We start from the raw sequence: 25,136 nt of genomic DNA, 5'->3' as shown, positions 1-25,136 counted from the left end.
AGGGGCACTCACCAGCGGCAGGAGCAAGCGCTGGTCGCCTGCGCTTCGCTGCGTATCACCATTCCAGCGTGGCAGCCCGCAAGGCGGTGTCTTCATCGGACCAAGTCGATCACCCGCACCTTGACCTTGCGTTCTCGCTCGCCTCGCCGCACGGTCAATTCAGCCTGGTTGTCGATGCCTGCTTTGTCCAGCTCCGCCACAAAGCCGGAAAGGCTGTCGACGGCGCGGCCATTGACCGCCACGATGATGTCGCCCAGCTCGCCGTTGCGGCGATTCAGGGGCACCAGGCCCGCGTCCGCTGCGGGTGAGCCGCGCTCCACCTCTGCCACCACAATGCCGCTCAGGCCAGCGCGAGCCACCAATTCAGGCCGCACCGGCGTGATGCCGATCCCCGGCAGGGGCGCGCGGCCCCGCGCAATCAGCGAGGGCACGATGCGGTTCACCAGGTCGGCCGGGATCGCAAAACCCACCCCGGCCGAACTACCTGAGTTGGAGCGAATGGCGGTGTTCACACCGACCAGCCGCCCCGCGCTGTCCAGCAGCGGCCCGCCCGAGTTGCCGGGGTTGATGGCTGCGTCGGTTTGGATCACACCCGAGACCTCGCGGTAGCGCGTGGTGGGCAGCTCTCGGTCCAGCGCACTCACAATGCCGTTGGTCAGCGTGCGTTGCAAGCCAAAAGGGTTGCCAATGGCATACACCGATTGGCCGATCCGCAGGTCTTTGCTTTGGCCCAAGGGCAGGGGGCGAATGTCTTTAGGGAAACGCGTCAACCGCACCACCGCCAAGTCGTACTCGGGTGAGCGGCCCACCAGCGTGGCCTCAATGGGCGCGCCGGCATCCAACTGCACAAACACCCGCCGCGCGCCATCCACCACATGGCTGTTGGTCACCACATGGCCCAGGTTGTCCCACACAAAGCCTGTGCCCGCCGACTGCTGCACCTCGGCCCGCATCCAGATGTCCGCCGTGACCACCTCGGTGGTGATGTAGGCCACCGAGGGCGAAGCCGTGGTGAACAAATCGACGACTTGCTGCTCGGCCGGCAGCAGCGGCCCGCGTGGCGTGACGCTGCGCGGCTGTCCGGCGGTGCCGTCGCGTGACAGCACGGGCCAGGCGAGCAGGCTGGCGGCGACGGTTGCAACGGCCAGCGTGCCCCCCCCCAGAACGCGCCAAGCACGCCCAGGCCTTCGCGGCAGAGCGCGGGGGTCTAAGCCCGCGCTGGTCGATGCGCTTGGGGGCAGTGAGCGAGCATCATCGGGCAGAGGTGTTGTGTCCATGGTCTAAGCGGTCAGACAGGGTGGCGGCGCCAGGGCATAGAGCTGGAAGTTGGGGTCAAGGGCGCAAACTTCAAGCAGTAGAACGCCGGGTCGGTGGGTCAACTCTTTCGCCGGCGTCCGCCTGGACTGGCACCTACCGGCCCCGTCACCGGGAGACGCACTTCCGACTTGATTTCCCGCAGCACGATGCTGCTGCGCACGTGGGTGACGCCAGGCAGCTTGAAGATGGTGTCGTGCAGCAGTTGTTCGTAGTGTTTGATGTCGCGCACCAGCACCGTCATGATGTAGTCGGCTTGGCCGGTGGTGGAGAGGCAGCGCACGATCTGCGGGCTGGCTGCCACGGCGTCTTCAAAGCGGCGCACCAGGGCTTCGGTGTGCTCGCTCAAGTTGGCCTCGACCACCACGGCCAGGTTGAGGCCCACCTTCTCGCGGTCCACCAAGGCGGTGTAGCCGGTGATGACGCCCGCAGCCTCCATGTCTTTGATGCGCTTCCAGCAGGGTGTGGCGGAGAGCCCCACGGCGTCGGAGATCTGCTGCACCGTTTGGCGGGAGTCGCGTTGCAGCTCAGCCAGAATTTTGAGGCTATAGCTGTCGAGAGTGAATTCAACTTCTGAATCGCTCATTTGGAGAACCATGTTCTTCAGAGTTGGGGTTTCACCAGTGTATTCAAGAATGAATTCCTCGGCGCATAGAACCACAATCCTGCGCCATGAGCAACACCACCTTGGCCGCTGCGCCCGCCACTCCCGCCGCCCCTGAGATCGTCCGCCCCGACTACCAACTCTCAGACAGCCTGTGGGCTGAGCGTGGCGCCATCTTCATGACGGGCACCCAGGCCTTGGTGCGCCTGTTGGTGATGCAGCGCCAGCGCGACGCCGCCCGGGGCTGGAACACGGCGGGCTTCATCAGCGGTTATCGGGGTTCACCCCTGGGCATGGTGGACCAGGCCATCTGGAAGGCTGGCAAGCGCTTTGAGGACGTGGGCCTGCGCTTCGTGCCCGCCATCAACGAAGAGCTGGGCGCGACCCAAGTGCTGGGCACGCAGCGGGTGGAGAGCGACCCCGAGCGCACCGTAGATGCCGTCTTTGGCATGTGGTACGGCAAAGGCCCGGGCGTGGACCGCGCGGGAGATGCCTTGAAGCATGGCAATGCCTATGGCTCCTCGCCCAAGGGCGGGGTGTTGGTGGTGGCGGGCGATGACCACGGCTGCGTGTCGTCCTCCATGCCGCACCAAAGCGACCAGGCCTTCATGGCTTGGAGCATGCCTGTGCTGCAGCCGGCTTGCGTGGCCGAGTACCTGGAGTTTGGGCTCTATGGCTACGAGCTCTCGCGCTACAGCGGGGCCTGGGTGGGCATGGCCGCGCTCTCCGAAGTGGTGGAGAGCGGCTCCACCGTGGACCTGGACGCGATCCAGGCCCGTATGGCCCACTGGGCTGATGCCGACACCGTGCGCGAGCGCACCGGCCACCACGCACCGGCCGATGGCCTGCATTACCGCTGGCCCGACTTTCCCTCGCTGAACATTGAGCGTCGCTTGGCCGACAAGCTGGCGGCCGTGGCCGCGTTTGCCAAAGTCAACAGCGTGGACCGCGAGGTCATCGCGAGCCCACAAGCCCAAGTCGGCATCATCACCTGCGGCAAGGCCCACTTCGATCTGATGGAGGTGCTGCGCCGTCTGGAGATCAGCCCCGAGATGCTGGCCGAAGCCGGCGTGCGCCTCTACAAAGTGGGCTTGGCCTATCCCTTGGAGACGACCCGCCTGCAAGCCTTTGTGCAGGGCTTGAGGGAGGTGCTGGTGATCGAAGAAAAGGGCGCGGTGGTCGAGACCCAACTGCGTGATCTGTTCTACAACGCGCCTGCTGCGCAGCGCCCGGTGATCGTCGGCAAGCGCGACGAAAGCGGTGTGCCTCTGATCTCGGCCTTGGGCGAGCTGCGCCCCTCGCGTCTGATCGAGATCGTGGCGCATTGGATTGAGCGTCACTTCCCGGGCAATGCCAGCTTGGGCAACCACCTGCAGCATGTGCGCGATTTCACCCCGCCCGAGCTGCTCTCCAATGCCGCGGACGCCGTCAAGCGCGTGCCTTACTTCTGCGCGGGCTGCCCGCACAACACCAGCACCAAGGTGCCCGAGGGCTCGTCGGCGCGTGCGGGCATCGGCTGCCACTTCATGGCCAATTGGATGGACCGCGACACGGCCGGGCTGATCCAGATGGGCGGGGAGGGCGTGGACTGGGTCTCGCACTCCATGTTCACCCGTGTGCCGCATGTCTTCCAAAACCTGGGCGACGGCACCTACTATCACTCCGGCTATTTGGCCATCCGCCAGGCGGTGGCGGCCAAGGCCACGTTGACCTACAAAATCTTGTTCAACGACGCAGTGGCCATGACGGGCGGCCAGCCGGTGGACGGCGTCATCAGCGTGGACGCCATCGCCCGCCAAGTCGAGAGTGAGGGCGTGAAGAAGGTGGTGGTGGTGTCGGACGACATCGCCAAGTACGACAGCCAGCGGGGGCGCTTCCCGGCGGACACAGAGTTCCATGACCGGGCCGAGCTGGACCGCCTGCAGCGCGAACTGCGCGAAGTGCCTGGCGTGACCGTACTGATCTACGAGCAAACCTGCGCGGCCGAGAAGCGCCGCCGGCGCAAGAAAAAGGAGATGGTCGACCCGCCCAAGCGCTTGTTCATCAACGACGCAGTCTGCGAAGGCTGCGGCGACTGCACCGTGCAAAGCAATTGCGTGGCCGTGCTGCCCCAAGAAACCGACATGGGCCGCAAGCGCAAGATCGACCAGACGGCGTGCAACAAAGATTACTCCTGCGCCAAGGGCTTTTGCCCCAGCTTTGTCGGTGTGACGGGCGGCACCTTGCGCCGCAAGGCGGGTGCGCTGGCGTCAGACAAAGCCGCCTTCTTGGCTCTGGTCGGCCAACTGCCCAAGCCCCGCACGCACACCTGGACGGGTCCCTACGATTTGTTGGTGACCGGCGTGGGCGGCACCGGCGTGGTGACGGTCGGGGCGGTCATCGCCATGGCCGCGCACTTAGAAGGCAAGTCGGCTTCGGTCCTCGACTTCATGGGCTTTGCGCAAAAGGGCGGCTCGGTGTTGTCGTTTGTGCGCTTGGCCGACCGGCCAGACCGCCTCAACCAAGTGCGCATCGACACCCAACAGGCCGATGCCATCTTGGCCTGCGACATCGTGGTGGGCGCATCGGCCGACGCACTGCAAACCGTGCGCCATGGCCGCACCCAGATCTTGGCCAATGTGCATGAGATCCCGGTGGCCGAGTCGCTGAAGAACCCCGACGCCAACCTGCGAGTGGCCCAGATGCTGGAGAAGATGCGCTTTGTGGCCGGGGCCGACCAGGTGAGCACCTTCGATGCCCAAACCCTGGCCGAAGAGTTTTTGGGCGACACCGTGACCGCCAATATCTTGGCCATGGGCTTGGCCTGGCAGCGCGGCTTGATTCCCTTGAGCCTGAATGCGCTGCAGCGGGCGATTGAGCTCAATGGCGTGGCCGTGGAGGCCAACAAGATGGCCTTTGCGCTGGGGCGGCTGGCCGCTGGCGACGGCCAGGCCTTGAATCAGCTGCGCGGCCATGCGACGGCGGCTCAGACCATCAACCTACAAAATGAGCCGCTGGAGGCATTGCTGGCCCGCGCCGAGGCGCACCTGAGCGCTTGGCAAGACGAGGCCTGGGCACAGCGCTTTGAGCGCAGCATCCAGGCCCTGGGCCAAGCCGAGCGCCAAGCGGTGCCGCAAGGCGATATGGCGCTGACGCGCGCCGCCGCCCAAAGCCTGCTCAAGCTGATGAGCTACAAGGACGAATACGAAGTCGCGCGGCTCTACACCGATGGCCAATTTGCCCGCGCACTGGCTGATCAGTTTGAAGGCGACCTGCGCTTGGAGTTCCACATGGCGCCGCCGCTGCTCTCTAAGCCTAAAGGCGGTGAGGCCCCACGCAAAGTGCGTCTCGGCCCTTGGCTGATGCCAGCTTTAAGCCTGCTGGCCAAGGCGCGCCGCCTGCGGGGCAGCATGTGGGACATCTTCGGCAAGACCGAAGAGCGGCGCATGGAGCGCAGCCTGATCACCGAGTTTGAGCAACGCTTGGTGGCCATGGCCCAAGACCTGACTGCGCAGAACCATGCGCTGGCCGTGCAAGTGGCGGCATTGCCTCAAAGCATGCGCGGCTTTGGCCATGTCAAGCTGGCCAATGTGGCGCTGGCGCGGGCGCGTGAGGCCGAGCTGCTGCACCGCTTCAACCCGCAGCGCTATCCGCGCCCGCAGGGGCCAGCCAAAGCGGGGCAGATCAAGGGCATTGAAGTGGTGGCTGCGAAATAAGGTCTGCAGCGGGCTCTAGCGCCAGCTTCGCCTGGCGCTTGGCCATGTGCTGCGCCACGCACTTCTCTAGGTGCGCCTTGTTGGCCTTTTGAAGCTCATTCAAAAGCGCATGGTCAGCCGCCAGGGGGCCCATGTGCTTGGCGAAGCGCTCAGTGATGTCGCGCTGTAGGCGGATCAGCAGTTGCGCCGTCACATCCGCATCCGACATGGCCCGGTGGGCCTGACCGTCGCGTTTCAGGCCGCACCACTCGCCCAAGGCGCTCAGTTTGTGGCTGGGAGCCTCGGGGTAGAGGCGGCGGCTCAGCAGCACGGTGCAGGCAAACTCATGGGCGGGGTCCGGCTCTAGCCCGGCGCGGGCACGCTCGGCCAGCCAAAAACCGCGGTCGAACGAGGCGTTGTGCGCCACTATCGGGATGCCGCGGGTGAAGCCGTCGAGCTCACGCATTACGTCCTCGGCCGGCGGGCCGGACTGCATCATGGCGTTGCTGATGCCGGTAAGCTGCTCGATGAAGGGCGGGATCCAGGCGTCCGTTTTCATCAGGCTCTGAAACCGGTCGACGATCTGGCCGTCGCGTACCAGCACGGCAGCAATCTCGGTGGCGCGGGCGCCCTGGGCGGGGCCCATGCCCGTGGTTTCAAAGTCAATGACGGCGATGGTGTCGGTGCGTGGCATCGCTGCATTTTCGCAGCGCCGCTGCCTGCTACAGTTTTGCGCAAGCCAAGCGCAACAACGGAAGGACGAGATGAGCGACAAAGCAGGCAAGCTGGGAGCCTGGATCAGCGTGTTGGGGCCGCTACTGCTGTTGGCTGCCTGCGGCAAAGGCGGGGTGGAGCTGGGCCAAGGCGGCTCGGTGGTGACGGGCTCGGGGGGCACGGCGGGCGCGCAAAACGCGGCCAAGGCCTTGCAGCGTTGCGAGTCGCCCGTGGCGGTGGTGGCGCTGGAGGAGAATCCCAGCGGCTATGTGGGCATCGGCCACAGTGGCCTGCCGGCGTCGCCGCTGCCCTTGGTGCGGGTGCTGATGCAGCAGAGCGGCTGCTTTCGCATCGTGGACCGCAATGCAGGCCTGAAGGCCACGGTGCGCGAGCAGGAGTTGAAAGACCGAGGCATCCTCAAGCCCGATGAAACCGTGCGCAAAGGCCTGGGCCTGATGGCCCAATACAGCGTGGTCCCAAGCCTGACCTTCTCTGAGCAAGATGCGGGGCGCCAGCTTGGCGGCATTTTGGCCAAGATTCCCGGCGTGGAAGGGTTGGCGGGTGCCGCCGAGCAGGTCAAGCTCAAAGAGGCTCAAGTGGTGCTCTTGCTCACGGATGTGGAATCCACCGAGCAGTTGGCGTCGGCCACGGGTTCAGCCCGCACCACCGACCTCGGCCTGGGCGGCTTGGCCGTCGGGGCGGGCGGGGGCTTGGGGGGATTGGGCTGGAGCAACACCAATGAGGGCAAAGTGATCGCCGCCGCATTCTTGGATGCGCATAACCAATTGGTGACCCAGTTGCGGACCTTGGCCGCCAAGCCCCTGCCGCCGCTGACACCTCTTCGCTGAGCCTCAGGGCAAGAGCTCGCGCACCAGCTCGGGCGGCCGGCACAGGCGAGTGCCCTTAGGCGTCACCACAATCGGGCGATTCAAGAGCACCGGGTGGGCATGAATGGCCGCGATCAGAGCGTCTTCGCTCAGGGTGGCGTCGCCCAGGTTCAGCTCGCTGTAGACGGCCTCTTTGCTGCGCATCAGCTCGCGCACGGGCAGGCCGCAGGCCTTCACCAGGGCCTTGAGCTCGTCCACCGACGGCGGGCTTTGCAGGTAATCAATGACTGTGGGGGTGAACCCAGCGTCTTGGATCAAGGCCAGCGCCCCGCGAGAGTTGCTGCAGCGCGCGTTGTGAAAGATGGTGATGTTCATGGGCGCCGATTTTCGCCCACGCACAGCGGCGAGAATGCACCCACCATGATGAGGACCACATGCTCGTTGACAGTTTGATCTTGGGCGCAGCGGCGCTGGGCGCTGGGGTGCTCAATGCCATGGCGGGCGGCGGCAGCTTTTTGACTTTTCCGGCGCTGGCCTTCACCGGAGTGCCGGTGATCGCCGCCAACGCCACCAGCGCGTTTGCAGTCAGCCCGGGCTACTTGGGCAGCGCCTTGGGTTTCAAGGCGGAGCTGGCAGCGCTGCCGCGTGCGCGCCTGCTGCAAGAAGGGCTGGTGTGTGCGGCGGGCGGCTTGGCCGGCGCAGCGCTGCTGCTGCTGACGCCGGCCAAGGTCTTCTCTGCCGTGGTGCCCTGGCTGTTGTTGTTCGCCACACTGCTGTTCGCGCTAGGCCCCAAGCTCTTGGCCCGGCGCCAGGCGCACTTGGCCGCCGCTCAAGCGCCAGCCTCTTCAGCGGGCTTGGCCCGCTGGCTGGGCCTGGGCGCTGTGGCGGTGTATGGCGGCTACTTCAACGGCGGGCTGGGTATCTTGCTGATGGCGCTCTACACGGTGACGGGGGAGCGCGACATCCACACCGCCAACGCCCTGAAGAACCTCAACTCCCTGGTGTTGTCGCTGCTGTCCGTGCTGGCCTTTGCCTGGGCGGGGGCCATTGCCTGGCCACAGGCCTTAGGCATGGCGGTGGTGGCGACTATCGGGGGCTATCTGGGCGCGCGCTGGGCCAAACGCATGGCGGTGGGGCAGGTGAGGGCGGTGGTCATTGCCACGGGCCTGATCATGTCCCTAGTGTTTTTCTGGAGGGCTTTTGCATGAAGATCTGCATTTATGGGGCCGGCGCCATCGGCGGGCTGATCGGCACGCGTTTGGCGGCCACGGGCCAGCACCAGCTCAGCGCAGTGGCGCGTGGGGCCACGTTGGCGGCCCTCCAGGAACACGGCTTTCGCGTGCAGTCGGCCAGCGGCTTGATCAGCGGGCCGGTGCAGGCCGCGCAAGACCCGGCGCAGTTGGGCCCGCAAGATGTGGTGGTGGTGGCGGTCAAAGGCGGCGCCTTGCCGGCCGTGGCCTTGAACATTGCGCCGCTCCTGGGGCCAGACACGCTGGTGCTGCCTGCCCTCAATGGCGTGCCTTGGTGGTTCGGTGAGAGCCTGCCCGCGCTGCGGGGCCTGGAGCTGCCCGCCATAGACCCCGGTGGCGCCCTGTCTGAAGCGATTGCCTTGAAGCATGTCCTGGGCTGCGTGGTGCACGCGTCAGCCTCTTGCCCAGAGCCAGGCTTGGTGCAGCACCGCTTGGGCCAAGGCTTGATCATTGGGGAGCCTTTGGGGGGCACTTCAGAGCGCTTGAGTGGCCTGGCCGCGGCGCTGCGCGGCGCGGGCTTTGAGGTGACGGAATCACCCCGCATCCAACAAGACGTTTGGTACAAGCTCTGGGGCAATATGACCATGAACCCGGTCTCGGCCCTGACAGGCACCACGACCGACCAGATCCTGGCCGACCCGCTGCTGCGCGAGTTTTGCAGCGCGGCCATGCGCGAAGCGGCCGCCATTGGCGAGCGCTTGGGCTGCCCCATTGCACAGTCGCCGGAAGATCGCCATGCCTTGACCCTGAAGCTGGGCGCGATCAAGACCTCCATGCTGCAAGACGTGGAGGCCGGACGCGGCATTGAGCTGGACGCCATCGTCACGGCCGTGCAGCAGCTAGGCCAAGTCTTGGGCGAACCCACGCCCTTCATCAATGCCTTGCTGGGCCTGACCCGCGTGTTTGCTCGGCAGCGCGGCTTGTACTGAAGTCTGAGGTCTTGGCATCACCTTGGCCTCGCTCACAGCGAGCGGCCATGCCCCGGTGCCCCTACCCTGAGGTGGCCAGCGTCAGCGCTTGGCAAGCCCCTGGGTGCTAACATTCACCTCGTTGGTGCCTGGCCTGCCCACTCGGGGCGGCTGGGGTAAACGGGAATCAGGAGGGTGCGTCTCACCGAGACAAACCTCACCTGAGCTGCCCCCGCAACGGTAAGCGGACGGAGCTGTTCTTTCAGCCCCCGCTCGTGCACACGGTCACTGCGCGCCTTTGGGCGGTGGGAAGACTGCACGGGTCGTCTCCGCCAGCCCGGATACCGGCCAACAGGGTGGCCCAGCTTGTTTGTTTGCATCAAGCCGGGCCGTTGACAGGCGCTTGCGGGGAAGCTTGCGCCTGGGTTTTGTCCTGTCTGGTTCTCCCATGTTGTCTTCTTCTTTGCGTCTGGCACGCCCGTCTATGGCTGCGCGCGTGGCCTTGCCCTGCGCACGAGTGTCTGCACTGTCTGTGTTGACCGTGGCCGCCCTGGCTGCTGCCACCACGGCCCAAGCCCAATCCAGCGCCAATCAACTCGACCAAGTGGTCGTCACCGCCACCCGCATGCCGCAGCGCTTGGGTGATGTGCTGGCCGATTTCACGGTCATCACGCGTGCCGAGATCGAGCGCCAAGCCTTTGGTGGCCTGGCCGACTTGCTGGTCAACGCCGGCTGCGTGGAGGTCTCGCGCACCGGCGGCCCCACCAGCACCACCTCGCTGTTTTTGCGCGGGGCGGACAACCGCCACACCGTGCTGTTGGTCGACGGCGTGCGCGTGGACAGCCAAGCCACGGGGGGCGCGGCTTGGAACACCATTCCCCTGGCACAGATTGAGCGCGTGGAAGTGCTCAAAGGCCCGGCCAGCGCGGTCTACGGCTCTGACGCCATTGGCGGCGTGATCCAAGTCTTTACCCGCCGCAGCGACGGTCCTTTGAGGGCTGATGTGGGCCTGGCCGCAGGCAGCCAAGGCACGGTCAAACTTGAGGCGGCCGTGCGCGGTGGCACCAAGACTTTTGACCATGCGGCCAGCCTCAGCGTGGAGCGCAGCAGTGGCTTCAATGCCACCAATGAGAAGAGCACCTTCTCGTATGTGCCGGACCGCGATGGCTACCGCCGCGCTAATGGCAGCCTGCGCTTGGGGGCGGAGGTCAGCAGCGGCCATCGCCTCTCCTTGGTGGCTTTGAAGAACCGCACTGATAGCCAGTACGACGGCTCGCGCAGCAAGCCCTTGGTCGACGACCATGCCATCACCAACACCACGGCAGCCCGCCTGGCCTGGGATGCGCAATGGAGCCGCGATCTGCGCACCGAGCTGAGCCTGGGTGAAGGCCGTGACGCCTACGAGACCACACCGTCGGTTTATCAAACTGAGACCCGCATTCGCAGCCTGGCCCTGAACGGCAGCTACCAACTGGGGGGCGGGCATCAGCTCAACGGCTTGGTGGAGCATCGTGAAAACCGGCTGGACAACGCCGGCCTGCGCGGCGGCCCCAGCAGCAGCGGCACTCAGACCGGTGTGGCTCTGGGCCACATCGCACGCTGGACACCTGCGCTGCAAACCCAGCTTCATGTGCGTGCCGATGACGACTCCGAGTTTGGTGTGGCCAACACCGGCACCGCCGCAGTCGGCTATGCAGTGAGCCCCAATCTGCGGCTGATGGGTTCGGTGGGCACGGCTTTTCGTGCACCCACCCTGTACCAACGCGGCTCGGTTTATGGGCCGGACCTGAGCAAGCCAGGAGTTGCCGCCCTGCAGCCCGAGCGTGGCCAAAACCTGGAGTTGGGCCTGCGCTTCAGCCAAGAGGCCTTGAGTGTGACGGCCACGGCCTATCGCAACCGCATCACCGAATTGATCGTGTTTGGTCAAGCCGGTGCCTGCAGCAGCGAATTCGGTTGCTATGAGAACGTAGCCCGCGCTCGCCTGCAAGGCCTGCATGTAGACGCCCAATACGGCTTGGGGGATTGGCAGTTGAGCGCCAGTGTCGACGCCCAGTCTCCCAAGGACGTGGACAGCGGCAAGTTGCTGGCTCGCCGCAGCAAGCTGTTTGGCACGCTGCGTGCCCAAACCAAGCTGGGCGCCTTCACCGTGGGGGGCGGCGTGCAGGCCTCGGGCCAGCGCTATGACAATGCCAGCAACACCACCCCGCTGGCCGGCTATGCCATCGTCAACCTGGATGCGCAATACGCGCTGCAGCGCGACCTGAAGCTGAGCCTCAACCTGGACAACGCCTTTAACCGCGTTTATCAGGTGGCCAATGGCTACAACACGGCACCGCGCTCGGTCATGTTAGGCCTGCGCTGGTCTCCTGCCCTGTGATTCCGTCCCCAAATCAACCGTGGCGTCGTTACGGCACCTTGTCGTGCCTCAGCACTGCCTGCGGCACCGCGCCTAGCCACAGCTGATTTGGAACCGGAATAGAGTCACCCTCCATGCACGCCAGCCCTCTGCGCCATGCCCTCACGCTGCTCAGCTTGAGCGGCGTGCTGCTGGCGGCTTTGTTGGTGTCGCTGGCCACGGGCAGTGTGGAGCTGCCCCTGGCGCACATCCCTGGCTGGCTTTTCAACCCGGACGGCAGCATGGAGGCCGATGTGCTGCACCGCCTGCGCCTGCCACGCGCCGGTGCGGCCATGGCCACCGGCGCCTTGCTGGCCTTGGCGGGGGCCTTGATGCAGGTCTTGCTGCGCAACCCACTGGCCGACCCTTATGTGCTGGGGCTTTCGGGCGGCGCAGCGCTGGGCGCCCTCAGCGCATTGGCCGTCGGAGCCAGCGTGCTCGTGGTGCACCTGGGCGCCTTTGCGGGGGCCTTGATCGTCATCGTCACGGTGTTTGGCCTGGCCCACCATGACCTGGGGCGGCTGGAGACCATCAGTAGCCAAGACCCGTCACCCCGCTTGCTGCTGACGGGGGTGATGATGTCCTCGCTGGCCATGGCAGGTGTCAGCCTGCTGCTGAGCTTGGCACCCAACGAGCGCCTGCGCGGCATGCTGTTTTGGATGATGGGTGACCTTTCAGGGGCCGATGTGCCAGGCTGGGTCCTTGCTGCACCACTTGCCTTGCTGTTGCTGCTGTGGCCCTTTGGGCGAGAGCTGAACCTCTTGCTGCGCGGCCCCGGCCCCGCCCAGATGCTGGGCGTTCCGGTGCGCCGCTTGCGCATCCTCATTTATGCCGTTGCCTCGGCCGCTGCGGCGTTGGCCGTGGCCACGGCTGGCAGCATCGGCTTTGTCGGCCTGGTGGTGCCCCATGCCCTGCGTTTGGTGCTGGGCAATGACCAGCGCTTGCTGCTGCCGGCCAGTGCCCTGGTGGGCGCCGCATTCTTGTTGGTGGCCGACACCTTGGCCCGCACGGTGGCGGCCCCGCTGCAGTTGCCGGTGGGCGTGATCACGGCGCTGGTCGGTGCACCGACCTTCATCGTGCTGCTGCGCAAAGGAGCCAGCCGATGAGCGCGCCGCTGCTGCGGGTAAGCAACCTGACGGTGGCGGTGCCCCCGGCGTCCAGGGCTACAGGCCTGCGCCCCCAACGCATGTTGGTGCAGGGCCTGAACCTGAGCGCTGAGCCGGGCCAGTTCTGGTGCTTGCTGGGCCCCAATGGCGCTGGCAAGACGCAGTTGCTGCACACCTTGGCCGGCGCCCGCCCGCCCACGGCCGGTGAGGTCCACCTGGGCGGCAAGCCCTTGGCAGACTGGCCCTTGGTCGAGCAAGCCTGCTGGCGGGGCCTCGTGCCCCAAGCTGTGCATGACGCCTTCAGCGCCTCGGTGCTGGAGGTGGTCTTGCAAGGGCGGCATCCGCATCTCTCGCGCTGGCAATGGGAAGGCGTCTCGGAGCACGCCATCGCCATGGCCGCGTTGGAGCGCGTGGGCCTGGGCGCCTTGGCCGAGCGCGATGTGACCACACTCTCCGGCGGTGAACGCCAGCGCGTGGCCCTGGCCACGGTGCTGACCCAAGACCCGCCCTTGCTGCTGCTGGACGAGCCGTTGGCCCATCTGGACTTGGCCCAGCAGCAGCGCATGCTGAGCTTGCTGTCCCAAGAGGTCACAGGGCGCCAACGCTGCGTTGTCATGTCGGTGCACGACCTGAGCCTAGCCCAGCGTGTCGCCACCCATGTATTGCTCATTCAAGGCAGCGGCCGAGTTCTGGCCGGGCCCGTGGCGGAGGTGATGACCGAACCCTTGCTGAGCGCTGCCTTTGGCCACCGTTTGACCCGCCTGGAGGCCCAAGGCCAAAGCTGGTGGTTACCGACCTAACTGAAACATGAGCCAAACCGAAGACGCCCAACGCCATCAAACCCTGATGGCCAAAACCAAAGCGGCGGTGGATGCCCGCATTGCGGCCGCGCAGACGGACTGCGGCGTGTTGCTGGTCATCACCGGCCCCGGCAAGGGCAAGAGCAGCTCTGGCTTTGGCATGGTGGCGCGGGCCTTGGGCCATGGCCTGAAGGTCGGCGTGGTGCAGTTCATCAAGGGATCGCGCGCCACGGGTGAAGAGAGCTTTTTCCGTCGCTTTCCGCAAGAGGTGAGTTATCACGTTTGTGGCGAGGGCTTTACCTGGGAAACCCAGAACCGCGAACGCGATGTTCAGAAGGCGCAAGAGGGCTGGGCCATTGCCCAGGGCTTGCTGCAGCGGGCTGATGTGGGCCTGGTGCTGCTGGATGAGCTGAACATCGTCCTCAACAAAGGCTACCTCGACACCGACGCCGTGCTGGCCGACTTGGCCGCGCGCCCGGCCATGCAGCATGTGGTCGTCACGGGCCGTGGGGCGCCCGACGCGCTGGTGGCCGCCGCCCACACGGTCAGCGAGGTGAGCGCGGTCAAACACGCTTTCAAACAAGGCATTCGGGCGCAGCCCGGCGTGGAGTTTTGAGATGGGCGTGAAGAAAGCTTTGCATTGGCTGCTGGGCGTGAGCGCGTGGGCCTTGGCTCAAGGGGTATTGGCGCAGGCGCCGGTGAGCACCACCGACGATGACGGCCGCATCGTCAGCCTGCCCCGGCCCGCCCAGCGCATCATCAGCTTTGCACCGCATGCCACGGAGCTGATCTTTGCGGCGGGCGGCGGCGCCCAACTGGTGGGCACCATGCGCTATAGCGACTACCCCGAGGCCGCCAAAGCTGTGCCCATCGTGGGCGACGCCCATGGGCTGGATTTGGAGCGCATTGCCAGCCTGCAGCCCGACCTGTTGGTCATCTGGCCTCACGGCAACTCGGCGGCGCAATTGGAACGTTTGCGCGCCTTGAAGCTGCCCATGTTCCACAGCGAGCCCCACAGCCTGGCGCAGATTGGCGACACCCTGCGCCGCCTGGGTGTGCTGATGGGCACCGCCAGCACCGCCACCAAGGCCGCGCAGGCCTATGAGGCCGAGCTGCTGGCTTTGCGCGCCCGCTACAGCCAGCGCCCGCCCGTGGCCGTGTTCTATCAAATCTGGCACCAGCCCTTGCTGACGGTGAATGACCAGCACGTGATCGGCGATGTGCTGCGCCTGTGCGGCGGCCGCAATGTGTTTGGCCAACAGCCCGTGCTGGTGCCGCAGGTGAGTGTGGAGGCCGTGCTGGCCGCCCTGCCGCAAGCCTTGGCCACCAGCACTGGCGAAGGCAAGCTGGACGAAGCGCTGGCCCCGTGGCGCCACTTCAAACACTTTGCGCCCCTGGCCAAGCAAGCCGTGATCGCGGTGCATGGCGACTACATCAGCCGCCACAGCCCGCGCATCCTGGTGGGCGCGCGGCGCATCTGTGAAGGCCTCGAGCTAGTTCGCCAAGGCCAGCCGGTGAAGCAAGCGCCATGACGAGCCGGGAACGCGCTCAGCGCCTGAAGGGCGCCTTGATGGTGCAAGGCTGTACCTCCGACGCCGGCAAAACCACCTTGGTTGCGGGCCTATGCCGGGTGCTGGCCCGCCAGGGCGTGCGGGTGGCGCCCTTCAAACCACAGAACATGGCGCTCAACAGCGCCGTCACCGCCGACGGCGGCGAGATCGGCCGCGCCCAAGCCCTGCAAGCCCAGGCCGCGCGCGTGGCCCCCACGGTGGACATGAACCCGGTGCTGATCAAGCCCAGCTCTGACACCGGGGCGCAAATCATCATTCACGGCCAGGCCCGCCATGAGATGGATGCGCGGGCTTATCACGAGTACAAGACGATTGCCTTCGAGGCTGTGCGAGAAAGCTGGCAACGCCTGCGCCGCGACTACGACGTGGTGCTGGTCGAAGGCGCGGGCAGCCCCGCTGAGGTGAACCTGCGCGACCGCGACATTGCCAATATGGGTTTTGCGCTGCCGCACCAAGTGCCGGTGCTGCTGGTGGCCGACATCGACCGCGGCGGGGTGTTTGCCCACCTCACCGGCACGCTCAACTGCCTGGCCCCAGAAGAGCAAGACCTGATCAAAGGCTTCGTCATCAACCGCTTTCGGGGCGATGTCTCACTGCTGATGCCCGGCGTGGATTGGCTGACCGAGCGCACCGGCAAGCCAACACTGGGCGTGCTGCGATATCTGATGGGCCTGCACTTGGATGCCGAAGATGCCATCGCCACCCAACGAACTGCCAGCGGCCAGGCCACGCACCTGCGCGTGGCCGTGCTGGTCTATCCCCGCATCAGCAACCACACCGACCTGGACGCGCTGCGCGCCAACCCGGCGCTGGCCGTGACCTGGGTCGGCCCCGGTCAGCCCATCCCGCCCTGCGACCTGCTGATCTTGCCGGGCAGCAAAAACGTGCAGGCCGACCTGCGCTGGCTGCGCGAGCAGGGCCACGAGGCGGCGATCCAGCGCCACTTGCGCTATGGCGGCAAGCTCTTAGGGGTGTGCGGCGGTTTCCAGATGCTGGGCCTAAGCCTCAGCGACCCCCACGGTTTGGAAGGCGGCGGCCACGCTGCGGGCCTGGGCCTGCTGGACATGCACACCACCTTGGCCGCTGAAAAGCAGCTCCGCCAAGTGCAGGGTCAACTCTGCGGTGTGTGGGCTGGCGAGGAGGCTCAACTCCAAGGTTATGAAATCCACCTCGGCGTCAGCGCCGGCCCCGCCTTGCAACAACCTTCAGCCGTGTTGCGTGACTCAGACGGCAGCCTGCGGCCCGACGGCGCTTGCTCAGCCGACGGCCAAGTTCTGGGCAGCTACGTTCACGGCCTGTTCGACGAGCCTGCTGCGCAAGCCGCACTGCTGCGCTGGGCCGGGTGGCAGGGGGCGCAAGCGGTGGATTTGAATGCGCTGCGCGAGGCGAGCTTGGAGCGGCTGGCGGATGAAGTGGAGGGGCAATTGGACCTGAAAGCGCTTGGCGCCTGGATTGAAGGCAACTGACAGTCAGCCCAGCTGAGCCACCGTCGCTAAAGGCAGGAACAGGCTCAGCGGCGAGTTGGGCAAGGCGATGAACCCGTGGTGCCAATAAAAGGCGGCTGCGGCATCGTCTTTGGCATCCACCAACAGGGCATAGGCGGCGATGTCGGATCGCAGGCATCGATGAAGGGCGCAATAGACGGAAGAACGGTACTCTGTTGGTGCGTGCGCGCAGCAATGATGCAGGCGCATCATGAGGCCATCCTTCGAGGCACGTCGCAAGAGTGTTTTTGCTGATGTTCGGCGGCGGGGACTTTGAATCCACAAATGATAGACTCGAATATATTTTGGTGTAAAGCTTGGTGTGGGAATGGTTTTTGACTAAGGCATCAAAGTGATGACTTAAGTGAAAAGTTATTAAAAAATTGGTGAATCGATGATCTGGGAAATCTGCTTTAAAGGCAATTTTGGTCTTGCCGTTGAAATTTCCGCCCGATGGCTTTTTGTAGGCCTTTTTATAGGTTTTTTGTCCGCTTGTGGGGGAGGAAGTGATATCGCGCCATCCACTCCAGTGGTTAATATTTCTGGTGTGAATTCTGACGTGGGTTGGATACCATCAGGCGGAGCCGTCAGCGATAGCGCCCCACAGTTGAGTGGAATACTTAGTTCAGAATTGAAGACTGGGGAGAGGCTGCAAATTTTCGATGGTGATATTCCACTTAGTCCTTTTGCTACGGTCGATGGCCTTCAATGGAAATTCATTCCATTCGTTCCACTGGCAGAGGGAGAGCATCGATTTAGCGCGGCAGTCGTTAATGATAAAGGCTTCGTGGGTGCGAGAGGGAATGTTTTTGTTATCAATGTAAACCTTCCGGATATAGTGCCGACGAGCGCAATACGCGCAGCGTCCACAGTTATTAGATACACGGATGTAAATTTGGCGGAAGGCGGGTTTGAAGTTATCCCTAAAGATGATAGTCGAGGGAGTTGTGAGCCACCATTGCGTGTTTTGCGCGATACTTTGGAGTTTCGCTGCACATTTTATATAATGGGTCGGCGTACTATTGAAATTCGTCAAGGTGGCGTATTGAAAGGTGCTGCTGAAATAACTATTGAAAGTAATGTCACCGAAGTCGTATGGTCATCGCCAACCACGGGTGGTTACGGTCAAAAATCAGTCCGAAACGGAGAGGCAGTTAGTCTTAAGGTCATTGGCTCAGGTTTGCTGTTGGATCCGCAATTAGATGTTGTAATTGAAAGCTGTAGTAATGTGGCTGAACAAGCTTCAGCATCGGACACGGAGCGCGTGTTTAGTTGCGAGGTCGAAGGAGTCGTCAGCAATGGTAATTTGGCAGCTGCGGTGATGAGCAGTCGCGATGGACAGGCTTTGATCCGTTGGCAAATGCCCGTAACCATTGATTTTCCGATTCCACCTCTTCTAACCGGTAAGCTGCCCCATACAGGAATAACTGGTGAGCAGTGCTTTAAGGCGGGTAGTGATGTGCTTGTCAGCTGTCGCAGTCCTGAGGCCATAGCTCTGTCGGGTGAGGGAAAACAAGACGGTATGCGTGGCGCAAATAATCCGTTGGGCTACAGCACTTTTGGCAGGTATGGAAAAGATGAGTGTGTTGTTGATAAAGTGACTGGTCTAATGTGGGAAGGTACTACAGGTAGTGGATTTAGATCAGTTGCCAACAGGTATAGTAATGTTGGGGATGGTCGCCTTGATGACGCAAGTAGTAAAGTTGCAGCAGTAAATGCCAGTGGATTGTGTGGATTTCATGACTGGCGTTTACCAACTATTGCGGAGCTTCATAATCTTGTTGACTTTAGCTTGGCTCAACCTGGTCCAGTTTTTAATCATGAGTGGTTTGGCCTTTCGCCGACAAGTTTTTGGGCTTCAACCGTTTTTGTTATGGATCTAGATATGGCTTGGACCTTGACCTATGAAGGTGTGCCGTATGCTAATCATCTAAAGAATGAAAAAATCGGTGCTGTTCGATTGGTTCGATCGGGTCAATAAAAAGAAGGAATTACTGGAGTAGCAAAGTGATGCTTTGCGAAGAATTTGAGATGATAATGATTATTTTGGATGATGTGAAGTATGAGTGATCTTTCAATTTGTCGAAGTGCACTGATTATATTTCTGCTGATTGGCAGTTGTGCGCACGCCAGTTGCCCGACCTGGCCAACAGAGCAACGATTTCAAGTAAATGGCGCAGAGGTTACGGATAAACAAACAGGACTAGTTTGGGCACGATGCAAAGTCGGGCATGAGTGGAATGGTCAGTCTTGCGTTGGTGGCGACCCAAAAATGACGCACGAAGAAGCACTTAAGTATGCTTCGGGTCTAAGCGGATGGCGCTTGCCGAATGTTAAGGAGCTGGCCAGTATTGCTGATCGTGGTTGTCCGGTTGAGGCGATTGATAAAGCTGCTTTTCCGGGCATTAGGGGTTATGAATTCTGGTCTTCTACGCCTAGCCTCGCTAGAAATGGGAGTGCATGGCGGGTCTCGTTTTGGTTTGGCGATGCTTCACCAGCTAACCGACGAGATCGCTATTACGTCCAATTGGTCCGCACCAATCCGTAACAGAATCACGGTGCTGCTAGGGCGAGGTGTGAACCCCAAAGGCGCCTGAGTTCAGCACTCCACAATATTCACCGCCAACCCCCCGCGCGCCGTTTCTTTGTACTTGGTCTTCATGTCCGCACCCGTGTCGCGCATGGTCTTGATGACTTTGTCGAGGCTGACGTGGTGGGTGCCGTCGCCGCGCAGGGCCATGCGGGCGGCGTTGATAGCTTTGACGGAGGCAATCGCATTGCGTTCGATGCAGGGAATCTGCACCAGGCCGCCGACGGGGTCGCAGGTCAGGCCCAGGTGGTGTTCCATGCCGATCTCGGCGGCATTTTCGACTTGCTCGGGCGTGCCGCCCAGCACGGCGGCCAGGGCACCGGCGGCCATGGAGCAGGCCACGCCCACTTCACCTTGGCAGCCGACTTCGGCGCCAGAGATGCTGGCGTTTTCTTTGTAGAGGATGCCAATGGCGGCGGCGGTGAGCAGGAAGTCCGCTACGCCTTGGTTGCTGGAACCAAAGACGAAGCGGCTGTAGTAATGCAGCACGGCGGGGATGATGCCTGCCGCGCCATTGGTGGGGGCGGTCACCACACGGCCACCGGCGGCGTTTTCTTCGTTCACGGCCAGGGCATAGAGGTTGACCCAGTCCATCACCTGCAGCGGGTCGCGCAGGGCTTGTTCGGGGTTGCTGGTGAGGCTGCGGTAGAGGCTGGGTGCGCGGCGCTTGACCTTGAAGCCGCCGGGCAGGATGCCTTCCGTCGCGCAGCCGCGGGTCACGCAGGCTTGCATCACCGTCCAGATGCGCATCAGGCCGGCGTCGATCTCTGCGTCGGTGCGCCAATGGCGCTCGTTAGCGCGCATCACCTGGGCGATGGACAGGCCTTCGCGCTGACACACTTGCAGCAGCTCATCGCCGCTTTTGAAGGGCAGGGGCAGCACGGTGGCGTCGGGGGCGATGACCTTTTGCTTGCTGCCATCGGCGGCCACTTCGTCGCTGACCACAAAGCCGCCGCCCACCGAGTAGTAGGTGCGGTTTTCCAGCTCGCTGCCTGCCGCGTCATAGGCCACCAGGCGCATGCCGTTGGCATGGAAGGGCAGGGTCTCGCGGCGCATGAAGAGCAGGTCTTCCGCCTCTTTGAAGGCCACGCGCTGGCTGCCCATCAGGGCCAGGTGGCCGCTGGATCGGATCTCTTCGAGCAGCGGCTCAATGCGCTCGACAGCCACTTGGTCGGGCTCCTCACCCAGCAGACCCAGCAGCACGGCCTTGTCGCTGCCGTGGCCTTTGCCGGTGGCGCCCAAAGAGCCATAGAGCCAGCAGCGCACACGGGCGACATTGCCGAGCTGCCCTGCGCTTTGCAGGCGCAGGCCAAACAGGCGGGCGGCGCGCATCGGGCCCACGGTGTGGGAGCTGGAAGGCCCGATGCCAATCTTGAACAAGTCAAAAACCGAAACCGCCATGTTTGTCTCTCCTGGATGTGTGGTGTGTGCGCGAGGTTCAGGCCAGCGCAGGCCGTGTGAGTGAGGGCCTGGCGTGCGCATCTTCCCACTGCGCCACATGCCCTGCCAACTGGTGGGCGGTGATGGCCGAGAGGGTCCAGCCCAAGTGGCCGTGGCCGGTGTTGTAGAACACATTGGGCATGCGGCCGGGGCCGACGCGGGGCAGCATGTCCGGCATCATGGGCCGCAGGCCGGCCCAGGGCTCCACGCGGCGGGTGCTGACGCCGGGGAAGCATTGGTTGACCCAGTCCACCAGGGGCTTGATGCGGTCGGCGCGGATGTCGCGGTTAAAGCCATTGAACTCTGCGGTGCCCGCCACGCGGAAGCGGTCAACGCCTAAGCGGCTGGTGACCAGCTTGGTCTCGTCGTCCAGCAGGCTGACTTGCGGTGCGGCCGCTTGGCTTTGCTCGTCACTCAACATCACGGTGATGGAGTAGCCCTTGACGGGGTAAACATTGAGGCGGTCGCCCAGTTGCGCCCCGATGGCGCGGCTGTGCACGCCGGCGCACACCACCACGGCGTCGCCGGTGACAACCTCGCCATTGGCCAAGGTCACGCGGGCGGTCTGGCCGTCGCTCGCCACGCGGCTCACCGCTTGGCCGGTGCGCAGGCTCACGCCATGCTTGGCGCAGGCGAGGCTCAGGCCATGGGTGTACTTGTGGATGTCACCGGTGCTGTCGCTCTCGGTGTAGAAGCCGCCGTAGTAATCACCGGCCAGCGTGGGCTCGATGGCACGCATTTCTTCAGGCGTCACGGCACGGCGGGGCAGGCCGCCTTCGGCCAGCAGCTTGCTGACGTTGGCCGCGTGCTCAAAACCCGCCTTGTCGCGGTAGATGTGCAAGATGCCTTGCTTCTTCAGGTCGAAGTCAATGCCTTCGGCCTCGGCCCAGCCGAACAGGTGCTCGCGCGCGGCGATGGCCAAGCGCGCGGTGGCGATGGTGTTCTCGCGGTACTTGGGAATGGCCGCTGCAAACTCAGCAAACCAAGAGAGCTTGTGCCAGCTGGGCTTGGGGTTGACCAGCAAGGGTGCGTCGGGCTTGAACATCCACTTCAAGCCCTTGAGCAAGGTGGACGGGTGGGTCCAGGTTTCGGCGTTGGAGGCCGAGAGCTGGCCGCCATTGGCATGGCTGGTTTCCATGCCGGCATAGCGGTGTTGTTCAATCAGGGTGACCTGATGGCCTTGGCGGGCCAAGGCATAGGCACTGGTGACGCCGGTGATGCCGCCACCGATAACGAGGATGTGGCGGGCAGAACGCGAAGCGATAGGGGACATGGTGTGCACCTCAAGAGCGTCAAACAAGAAGACCCACCATCACACCGTGTGATGGCGAGGCCCCCTCTGTTTGGACCCTGAGAGATTCACCCAAGCGTGGCGCTTCAGGCTTGCTCCTGCGGGGGGCCGGATGACGAGTTCCGGCCGCTCTTCAGAGTGCGGGTCACAGATCGGTCCTTTTGCCTGAGAGTTTCCGGGGCGGTTGCTCCTTCGGCGCCCACTCCTTTTCAGGGCGGGGCTCTCCCGATGTGCGACGACAGTGGATTATTCAGCAGCGGCCATAGGCACACAAGAGCAGAAGAGGTTGCGGTCGCCGTAAACGTTGTCCACACGCCCCACAGGGCTCCAGTACTTGGCTTGGCGCAGGCTGGCCACCGGGTAGGCGGCTTGCTCGCGGCTGTAAGCATGGGCCCAGTCAGCAGCCATCAGGCTGGCGGCGGTGTGGGGGGCGTTCTTCAGCGGGTTGTCTTCGCGCGGCCACTCACCGCGCTCGACCTTGGCGATCTCTTCGCGGATGGCGATCATGGCGTCGCAGAAGCGGTCCAGCTCGGCCTTGGGCTCGCTCTCGGTGGGCTCCACCATCAGCGTGCCGGCCACCGGGAAGCTCAGCGTGGGCGCATGGAAGCCATAGTCGATCAGGCGTTTGGCCACGTCTTCAGCGCCAATGCCGCTGCTGTCCTTCAGCGGGCGCAGGTCCAAGATGCACTCGTGTGCCACGCCACCGCCCTTGATGCCGCTGTGGCCGCCGCTGAAGTGGATGTCGTAATGGCCGCTGAGGCGGGCCGCCACATAGTTGGCGCTCAAGATCGCCACTTCGGTGGCGGCCTTCAGGCCTTCAGCACCCATCATGCGGATGTACATCCAGCTGATGGGCAGCACGGCGGCATTGCCGAGAGGCGCTGCACTCACCGCACCCACGCCGCCTTCACGCGGCTGGCCTGCGGCCACATGGCCGGGCAAGAAGGGCACCAAGTCTTGCACCACGCAGACGGGGCCCACACCGGGGCCGCCACCGCCGTGGGGGATGCAGAAGGTCTTGTGCAGGTTGAGGTGGCTCACATCGCCGCCAAACTCGCCAGGGGCGGCCAGGCCCACCAAGGCGTTCATATTGGCGCCGTCCACGTACACCCGGCCGCCAAAGCGGTGCACCATGGCGCACAGCTCTTTGACCCGCGGCTCAAACACGCCGTAGGTCGAGGGGTAGGTGATCATGATGGCGGCCAGCTTGTCGGCGTGCTGGGTGCACTTGGCTTCCAGGTCGTTCAGGTCCACGCTGCCATTGGCGTCGCACTTCACCACCACCACTTGCATGCCCACCATCTGAGCCGATGCCGGGTTGGTGCCGTGGGCGCTTTCGGGGATCAGGCAGACGGTGCGCTGGGCATCGCCGCGCGACAAATGCCAGCCGCGAATGGCCAGCAGGCCGGCATATTCACCTTGCGAGCCGGCATTGGGCTGCAGGCTGATGCCGGCATAGCCCGTGGCTTGGCACAGCCAGGCGGTGAGTTGCTCGTTGAGCAGGGCATAGCCCTTGAGCTGATCGGCTGGTGCAAAGGGGTGTACCGCCGCAAACTCCGGCCAGGTGATGGGGATCATCTCGCTGGTGGCGTTGAGCTTCATGGTGCAAGAGCCCAGCGGGATCATGCTGCGGTCCAGCGCCAAGTCTTTGTCAGAGAGGCTGCGGATGTAGCGCAGCATCTCGGTCTCAGAGTGGTGGCTGTTGAAGACCGGGTGCGTCAGGAAGGCGCTGCTGCGGCGCAGATGCGCGGGGATCAGGCTCTCGGTGTGTTGCTCAAACTCGGCCACGCGGGGCAGGGTGGCGCCGTCGGTGGCGAACCAGGCCCACAGGGCTTCCAGGTCGGCACGGGTGGTGGTTTCGTCCAGCGACACACTCAGGTGCGTGGCCGACAGACGTCGCAGGTTGGCCCCTGCAGCCAGCGCGCGGGCCAGCACACCGTCGGTGCGCTCGGCCGTCTCGACCGTCAGGGTGTCAAAGGCCACGGGTGTCACGACCTTCAGGCCCATCTGCTTGAAGCCTGCGGCCAAGATGGCGGTGTAGGCGGCTACGCGCTGGGCAATGCGGGTCAGGCCGGCCGGGCCATGGTAGACCGCGTACATGCTGGCCATCACGGCCAACAGCACCTGGGCGGTACAGATGTTGGAGGTAGCCTTCTCGCGGCGGATGTGCTGCTCGCGGGTTTGCAGAGCCAGGCGGTAGGCGGGGTTGCCATGGGCATCCACGCTCACGCCCACCAAGCGGCCGGGCAGCGAGCGCTTGTACTCATCGCGGCAGGCCATGTAGGCCGCATGCGGGCCACCGGCGCCCATGGGCACACCAAAGCGCTGGGTGTTGCCCAGCACGATGTCGGCGCCAAACTCACCCGGGGGCACCAGCAGGGTCAGGGCCAGCAAGTCGGCCGCGACGATGAAGGCGGCGCCCTTGGCATGCGCGGCTTCTACATGCTCCTTCAGGTCGTGCACCAAGCCGGTGGTGGAGGGGTACTGGCAGATGACGGCGAAGTAGTCGTTCTCGGCCATCAGTTGCGGCGCAAAGCCGACCTTGACCTCCAGGCCCAGCGGCTCGGCGCGGGTGCGGATGACCTCAATGGTCTGCGGGTGGCAGTCGCCCGCCACGATCAGGGTGTTGCTCTTGGACTTGACGCTGCGCTTGGCCAAGGTCATGGCCTCGGCGGCGGCCGTAGCTTCGTCCAGCATGCTGGCGTTGGCCATGGCCATGCCGGTCAAGTCGCAGATCATGGTCTGGAAGTTGACCAGGGCTTCCATGCGGCCCTGCGAGATCTCGGCTTGGTAGGGCGTGTAGGCCGTGTACCAAGCCGGGTTCTCCAGGATGTTGCGCAGGATGACGCCCGGCGTGTGCGTGCCGTAATAGCCCTGCCCAATGAAGCTCTTGAGCACTTTGTTCTGCGCGGCCACCGCCTTCAACTCGGCCAGCGCCTCGGCCTCGCCCACCGCAGCGGGCAGATCCATGGGTGCGGGGCGACGGATGGCTTCGGGGACGATGGTGCTGATCAGCGCCTCGCGCGAGGCTGCGCCGATGATGCTCAGCATCTGGGCTTCGTCATCAGCATAGGGGCCAATGTGGCGAGCCACGAATTCGTGGGCGGTCTCAAGCTGAGCCAAGGGCGACAGGGCAGTGGTCATGGCAGGGGCAGGGTCGATGACAGA

General features: G+C 64.0%; 19 protein-coding genes, 1 pseudogene and 2 riboswitches. Of the genes and pseudogenes, 12 read left to right on the top strand and 8 right to left on the bottom strand.

Translation table 11 applies throughout. The annotated features are described in order from the left end of the window. Positions 1-92: 92 nt before the first annotated feature. The gene (locus KAK11_RS06000; RefSeq protein WP_210807253.1) at positions 93-1,277 is read right to left on the bottom strand and encodes a S1C family serine protease; all 1,185 of its coding nucleotides are present in this window, start codon (positions 1,275-1,277) and stop codon (positions 93-95) included. Between the two features lie 98 nt (positions 1,278-1,375). Continuing rightward, positions 1,376-1,900, bottom strand: coding sequence for an Lrp/AsnC family transcriptional regulator (locus tag KAK11_RS05995; protein ID WP_210807251.1), 525 nt, complete (start codon positions 1,898-1,900; stop codon positions 1,376-1,378). An 86-nt stretch (positions 1,901-1,986) separates the two neighbouring features. Between KAK11_RS05995 and KAK11_RS05990 the strand changes: the two genes are divergently transcribed. Beyond that, positions 1,987-5,613 carry an indolepyruvate ferredoxin oxidoreductase family protein gene (locus KAK11_RS05990; protein WP_210807249.1) on the top strand — a complete coding sequence of 1,209 codons (3,627 nt, stop codon included), beginning with the start codon at positions 1,987-1,989 and terminating at the stop codon, positions 5,611-5,613. Here KAK11_RS05990 and KAK11_RS05985 read toward each other — a convergent pair. Then, entirely contained in the window at positions 5,582-6,286 is a 705-nt protein-coding gene (locus KAK11_RS05985; protein ID WP_210807247.1) for a 3'-5' exonuclease, read from the bottom strand. The genes KAK11_RS05990 and KAK11_RS05985 overlap by 32 nt on opposite strands. Before the next feature lie 70 nt (positions 6,287-6,356). On the opposite strand from KAK11_RS05985, the gene KAK11_RS05980 reads away from it, so the two are divergent. Then, a complete protein-coding gene (locus KAK11_RS05980; protein WP_210807245.1) occupies positions 6,357-7,154 on the top strand; it encodes a CsgG/HfaB family protein in 798 nt (265 codons plus the stop codon). 3 nt (positions 7,155-7,157) lie between these two features. Here KAK11_RS05980 and arsC read toward each other — a convergent pair whose 3' ends face one another. Beyond that, positions 7,158-7,508, bottom strand: a complete 351-nt coding sequence (gene arsC / locus KAK11_RS05975) for an arsenate reductase (glutaredoxin) (RefSeq protein ID WP_210807243.1) — start codon at positions 7,506-7,508, stop codon at positions 7,158-7,160. Between the two features lie 59 nt (positions 7,509-7,567). Here arsC and KAK11_RS05970 point away from each other — a divergent pair, with 59 nt between their 5' ends. The 8 genes from KAK11_RS05970 to KAK11_RS05935 all read left to right on the top strand — a co-directional run bounded on the left by KAK11_RS05970 (position 7,568) and on the right by KAK11_RS05935 (position 16,629). Next, positions 7,568-8,341, top strand: coding sequence for a sulfite exporter TauE/SafE family protein (locus tag KAK11_RS05970; RefSeq protein ID WP_210807233.1), 774 nt, complete (start codon positions 7,568-7,570; stop codon positions 8,339-8,341). Then, a complete protein-coding gene (locus KAK11_RS05965; protein ID WP_210807231.1) occupies positions 8,338-9,312 on the top strand; it encodes a 2-dehydropantoate 2-reductase in 975 nt (324 codons plus the stop codon). The genes KAK11_RS05970 and KAK11_RS05965 overlap by 4 nt, the downstream gene beginning before the upstream one ends. Before the next feature lie 105 nt (positions 9,313-9,417). Beyond that, positions 9,418-9,658, top strand: a riboswitch (cobalamin riboswitch). A gap of 81 nt (positions 9,659-9,739) precedes the next feature. Continuing rightward, a complete protein-coding gene (locus KAK11_RS05960; RefSeq protein WP_210807229.1) occupies positions 9,740-11,668 on the top strand; it encodes a TonB-dependent receptor plug domain-containing protein in 1,929 nt (642 codons plus the stop codon). Between the two features lie 113 nt (positions 11,669-11,781). Then, positions 11,782-12,792, top strand: a complete 1,011-nt coding sequence (locus tag KAK11_RS05955; protein ID WP_210807227.1) for a FecCD family ABC transporter permease — start codon at positions 11,782-11,784, stop codon at positions 12,790-12,792. 26 nt (positions 12,793-12,818) lie between these two features. Next, positions 12,819-13,592 (top strand): ABC transporter ATP-binding protein, encoded by a 774-nt coding sequence (locus tag KAK11_RS05950; RefSeq protein ID WP_375140672.1) that lies wholly within the window; start codon positions 12,819-12,821, stop codon positions 13,590-13,592. Between the two features lie 7 nt (positions 13,593-13,599). After that, positions 13,600-14,208 (top strand): cob(I)yrinic acid a,c-diamide adenosyltransferase, encoded by a 609-nt coding sequence (gene cobO / locus KAK11_RS05945; protein ID WP_210807223.1) that lies wholly within the window; start codon positions 13,600-13,602, stop codon positions 14,206-14,208. 1 nt (position 14,209) lies between these two features. Continuing rightward, the gene (locus KAK11_RS05940; protein ID WP_210807221.1) at positions 14,210-15,124 is read left to right on the top strand and encodes a cobalamin-binding protein; all 915 of its coding nucleotides are present in this window, start codon (positions 14,210-14,212) and stop codon (positions 15,122-15,124) included. Further along, positions 15,121-16,629: a cobyric acid synthase gene (locus KAK11_RS05935; protein ID WP_246498486.1), complete on the top strand. Its 1,509-nt coding sequence runs from the start codon at positions 15,121-15,123 to the stop codon at positions 16,627-16,629. Before KAK11_RS05940 ends, KAK11_RS05935 begins: the two co-directional genes overlap by 4 nt. Positions 16,630-16,632: 3 nt before the next feature. On the opposite strand, the pseudogene KAK11_RS05930 reads toward KAK11_RS05935, so the two are convergent. Then, positions 16,633-16,797: pseudogene (locus KAK11_RS05930) on the bottom strand (GNAT family N-acetyltransferase); the annotation flags it as partial. 244 nt (positions 16,798-17,041) lie between these two features. Between KAK11_RS05930 and KAK11_RS05925 the strand changes: the two are divergent. After that, positions 17,042-18,628 carry an Lcl C-terminal domain-containing protein gene (locus tag KAK11_RS05925; protein ID WP_210807219.1) on the top strand — a complete coding sequence of 529 codons (1,587 nt, stop codon included), beginning with the start codon at positions 17,042-17,044 and terminating at the stop codon, positions 18,626-18,628. Between the two features lie 81 nt (positions 18,629-18,709). Then, positions 18,710-19,195 carry an Lcl C-terminal domain-containing protein gene (locus tag KAK11_RS22280; RefSeq protein ID WP_210807217.1) on the top strand — a complete coding sequence of 162 codons (486 nt, stop codon included), beginning with the start codon at positions 18,710-18,712 and terminating at the stop codon, positions 19,193-19,195. A 51-nt stretch (positions 19,196-19,246) separates the two neighbouring features. Here KAK11_RS22280 and KAK11_RS05915 read toward each other — a convergent pair whose 3' ends face one another. The 3 genes from KAK11_RS05915 to gcvP form a co-directional block, all read right to left on the bottom strand. Beyond that, complete coding sequence (locus KAK11_RS05915) at positions 19,247-20,638, bottom strand: L-serine ammonia-lyase (RefSeq protein ID WP_210807215.1); 1,392 nt, start codon at positions 20,636-20,638, stop codon at positions 19,247-19,249. A gap of 37 nt (positions 20,639-20,675) precedes the next feature. Next, the gene (locus KAK11_RS05910) at positions 20,676-21,950 is read right to left on the bottom strand and encodes a D-amino acid dehydrogenase (protein ID WP_210807213.1); all 1,275 of its coding nucleotides are present in this window, start codon (positions 21,948-21,950) and stop codon (positions 20,676-20,678) included. A 161-nt stretch (positions 21,951-22,111) separates the two neighbouring features. After that, positions 22,112-22,206: riboswitch (glycine riboswitch) on the bottom strand. An 8-nt stretch (positions 22,207-22,214) separates the two neighbouring features. Then, positions 22,215-25,112, bottom strand: a complete 2,898-nt coding sequence (gcvP, locus tag KAK11_RS05905; protein WP_210807211.1) for an aminomethyl-transferring glycine dehydrogenase — start codon at positions 25,110-25,112, stop codon at positions 22,215-22,217. Between the last annotated feature and the right edge of the window lie 24 nt (positions 25,113-25,136).

It is taken from the genome of Ideonella paludis (genome assembly GCF_018069865.1).
Classification (GTDB): domain Bacteria; phylum Pseudomonadota; class Gammaproteobacteria; order Burkholderiales; family Burkholderiaceae_C; genus Ideonella; species Ideonella paludis.
The sequence above is the reverse complement of the archived record's forward strand: the minus strand, read 5'-3'. Positions and strand labels throughout refer to the sequence as shown.

Excerpts from the sequence above, each read along its gene's own strand:
- KAK11_RS06000 (WP_210807253.1), bottom strand. The coding sequence starts at position 1,277 with ATGGACACAACACCTCTGCCCGATGATGCTCGCTCACTGCCCCCAAGC.
- KAK11_RS05995 (WP_210807251.1), bottom strand. The coding sequence starts at position 1,900 with ATGAGCGATTCAGAAGTTGAATTCACTCTCGACAGCTATAGCCTCAAA.
- KAK11_RS05990 (WP_210807249.1), top strand. The coding sequence starts at position 1,987 with ATGAGCAACACCACCTTGGCCGCTGCGCCCGCCACTCCCGCCGCCCCT.
- KAK11_RS05985 (WP_210807247.1), bottom strand. The coding sequence starts at position 6,286 with ATGCCACGCACCGACACCATCGCCGTCATTGACTTTGAAACCACGGGC.
- KAK11_RS05980 (WP_210807245.1), top strand. The coding sequence starts at position 6,357 with ATGAGCGACAAAGCAGGCAAGCTGGGAGCCTGGATCAGCGTGTTGGGG.
- arsC (WP_210807243.1), bottom strand. The coding sequence starts at position 7,508 with ATGAACATCACCATCTTTCACAACGCGCGCTGCAGCAACTCTCGCGGG.
- KAK11_RS05970 (WP_210807233.1), top strand. The coding sequence starts at position 7,568 with ATGCTCGTTGACAGTTTGATCTTGGGCGCAGCGGCGCTGGGCGCTGGG.
- KAK11_RS05965 (WP_210807231.1), top strand. The coding sequence starts at position 8,338 with ATGAAGATCTGCATTTATGGGGCCGGCGCCATCGGCGGGCTGATCGGC.
- KAK11_RS05960 (WP_210807229.1), top strand. The coding sequence starts at position 9,740 with ATGTTGTCTTCTTCTTTGCGTCTGGCACGCCCGTCTATGGCTGCGCGC.
- KAK11_RS05955 (WP_210807227.1), top strand. The coding sequence starts at position 11,782 with ATGCACGCCAGCCCTCTGCGCCATGCCCTCACGCTGCTCAGCTTGAGC.
- cobO (WP_210807223.1), top strand. The coding sequence starts at position 13,600 with ATGAGCCAAACCGAAGACGCCCAACGCCATCAAACCCTGATGGCCAAA.
- KAK11_RS05940 (WP_210807221.1), top strand. The coding sequence starts at position 14,210 with ATGGGCGTGAAGAAAGCTTTGCATTGGCTGCTGGGCGTGAGCGCGTGG.
- KAK11_RS05935 (WP_246498486.1), top strand. The coding sequence starts at position 15,121 with ATGACGAGCCGGGAACGCGCTCAGCGCCTGAAGGGCGCCTTGATGGTG.
- KAK11_RS05925 (WP_210807219.1), top strand. The coding sequence starts at position 17,042 with ATGATCTGGGAAATCTGCTTTAAAGGCAATTTTGGTCTTGCCGTTGAA.
- KAK11_RS22280 (WP_210807217.1), top strand. The coding sequence starts at position 18,710 with ATGAGTGATCTTTCAATTTGTCGAAGTGCACTGATTATATTTCTGCTG.
- KAK11_RS05915 (WP_210807215.1), bottom strand. The coding sequence starts at position 20,638 with ATGGCGGTTTCGGTTTTTGACTTGTTCAAGATTGGCATCGGGCCTTCC.
- KAK11_RS05910 (WP_210807213.1), bottom strand. The coding sequence starts at position 21,950 with ATGTCCCCTATCGCTTCGCGTTCTGCCCGCCACATCCTCGTTATCGGT.
- gcvP (WP_210807211.1), bottom strand. The coding sequence starts at position 25,112 with ATGACCACTGCCCTGTCGCCCTTGGCTCAGCTTGAGACCGCCCACGAA.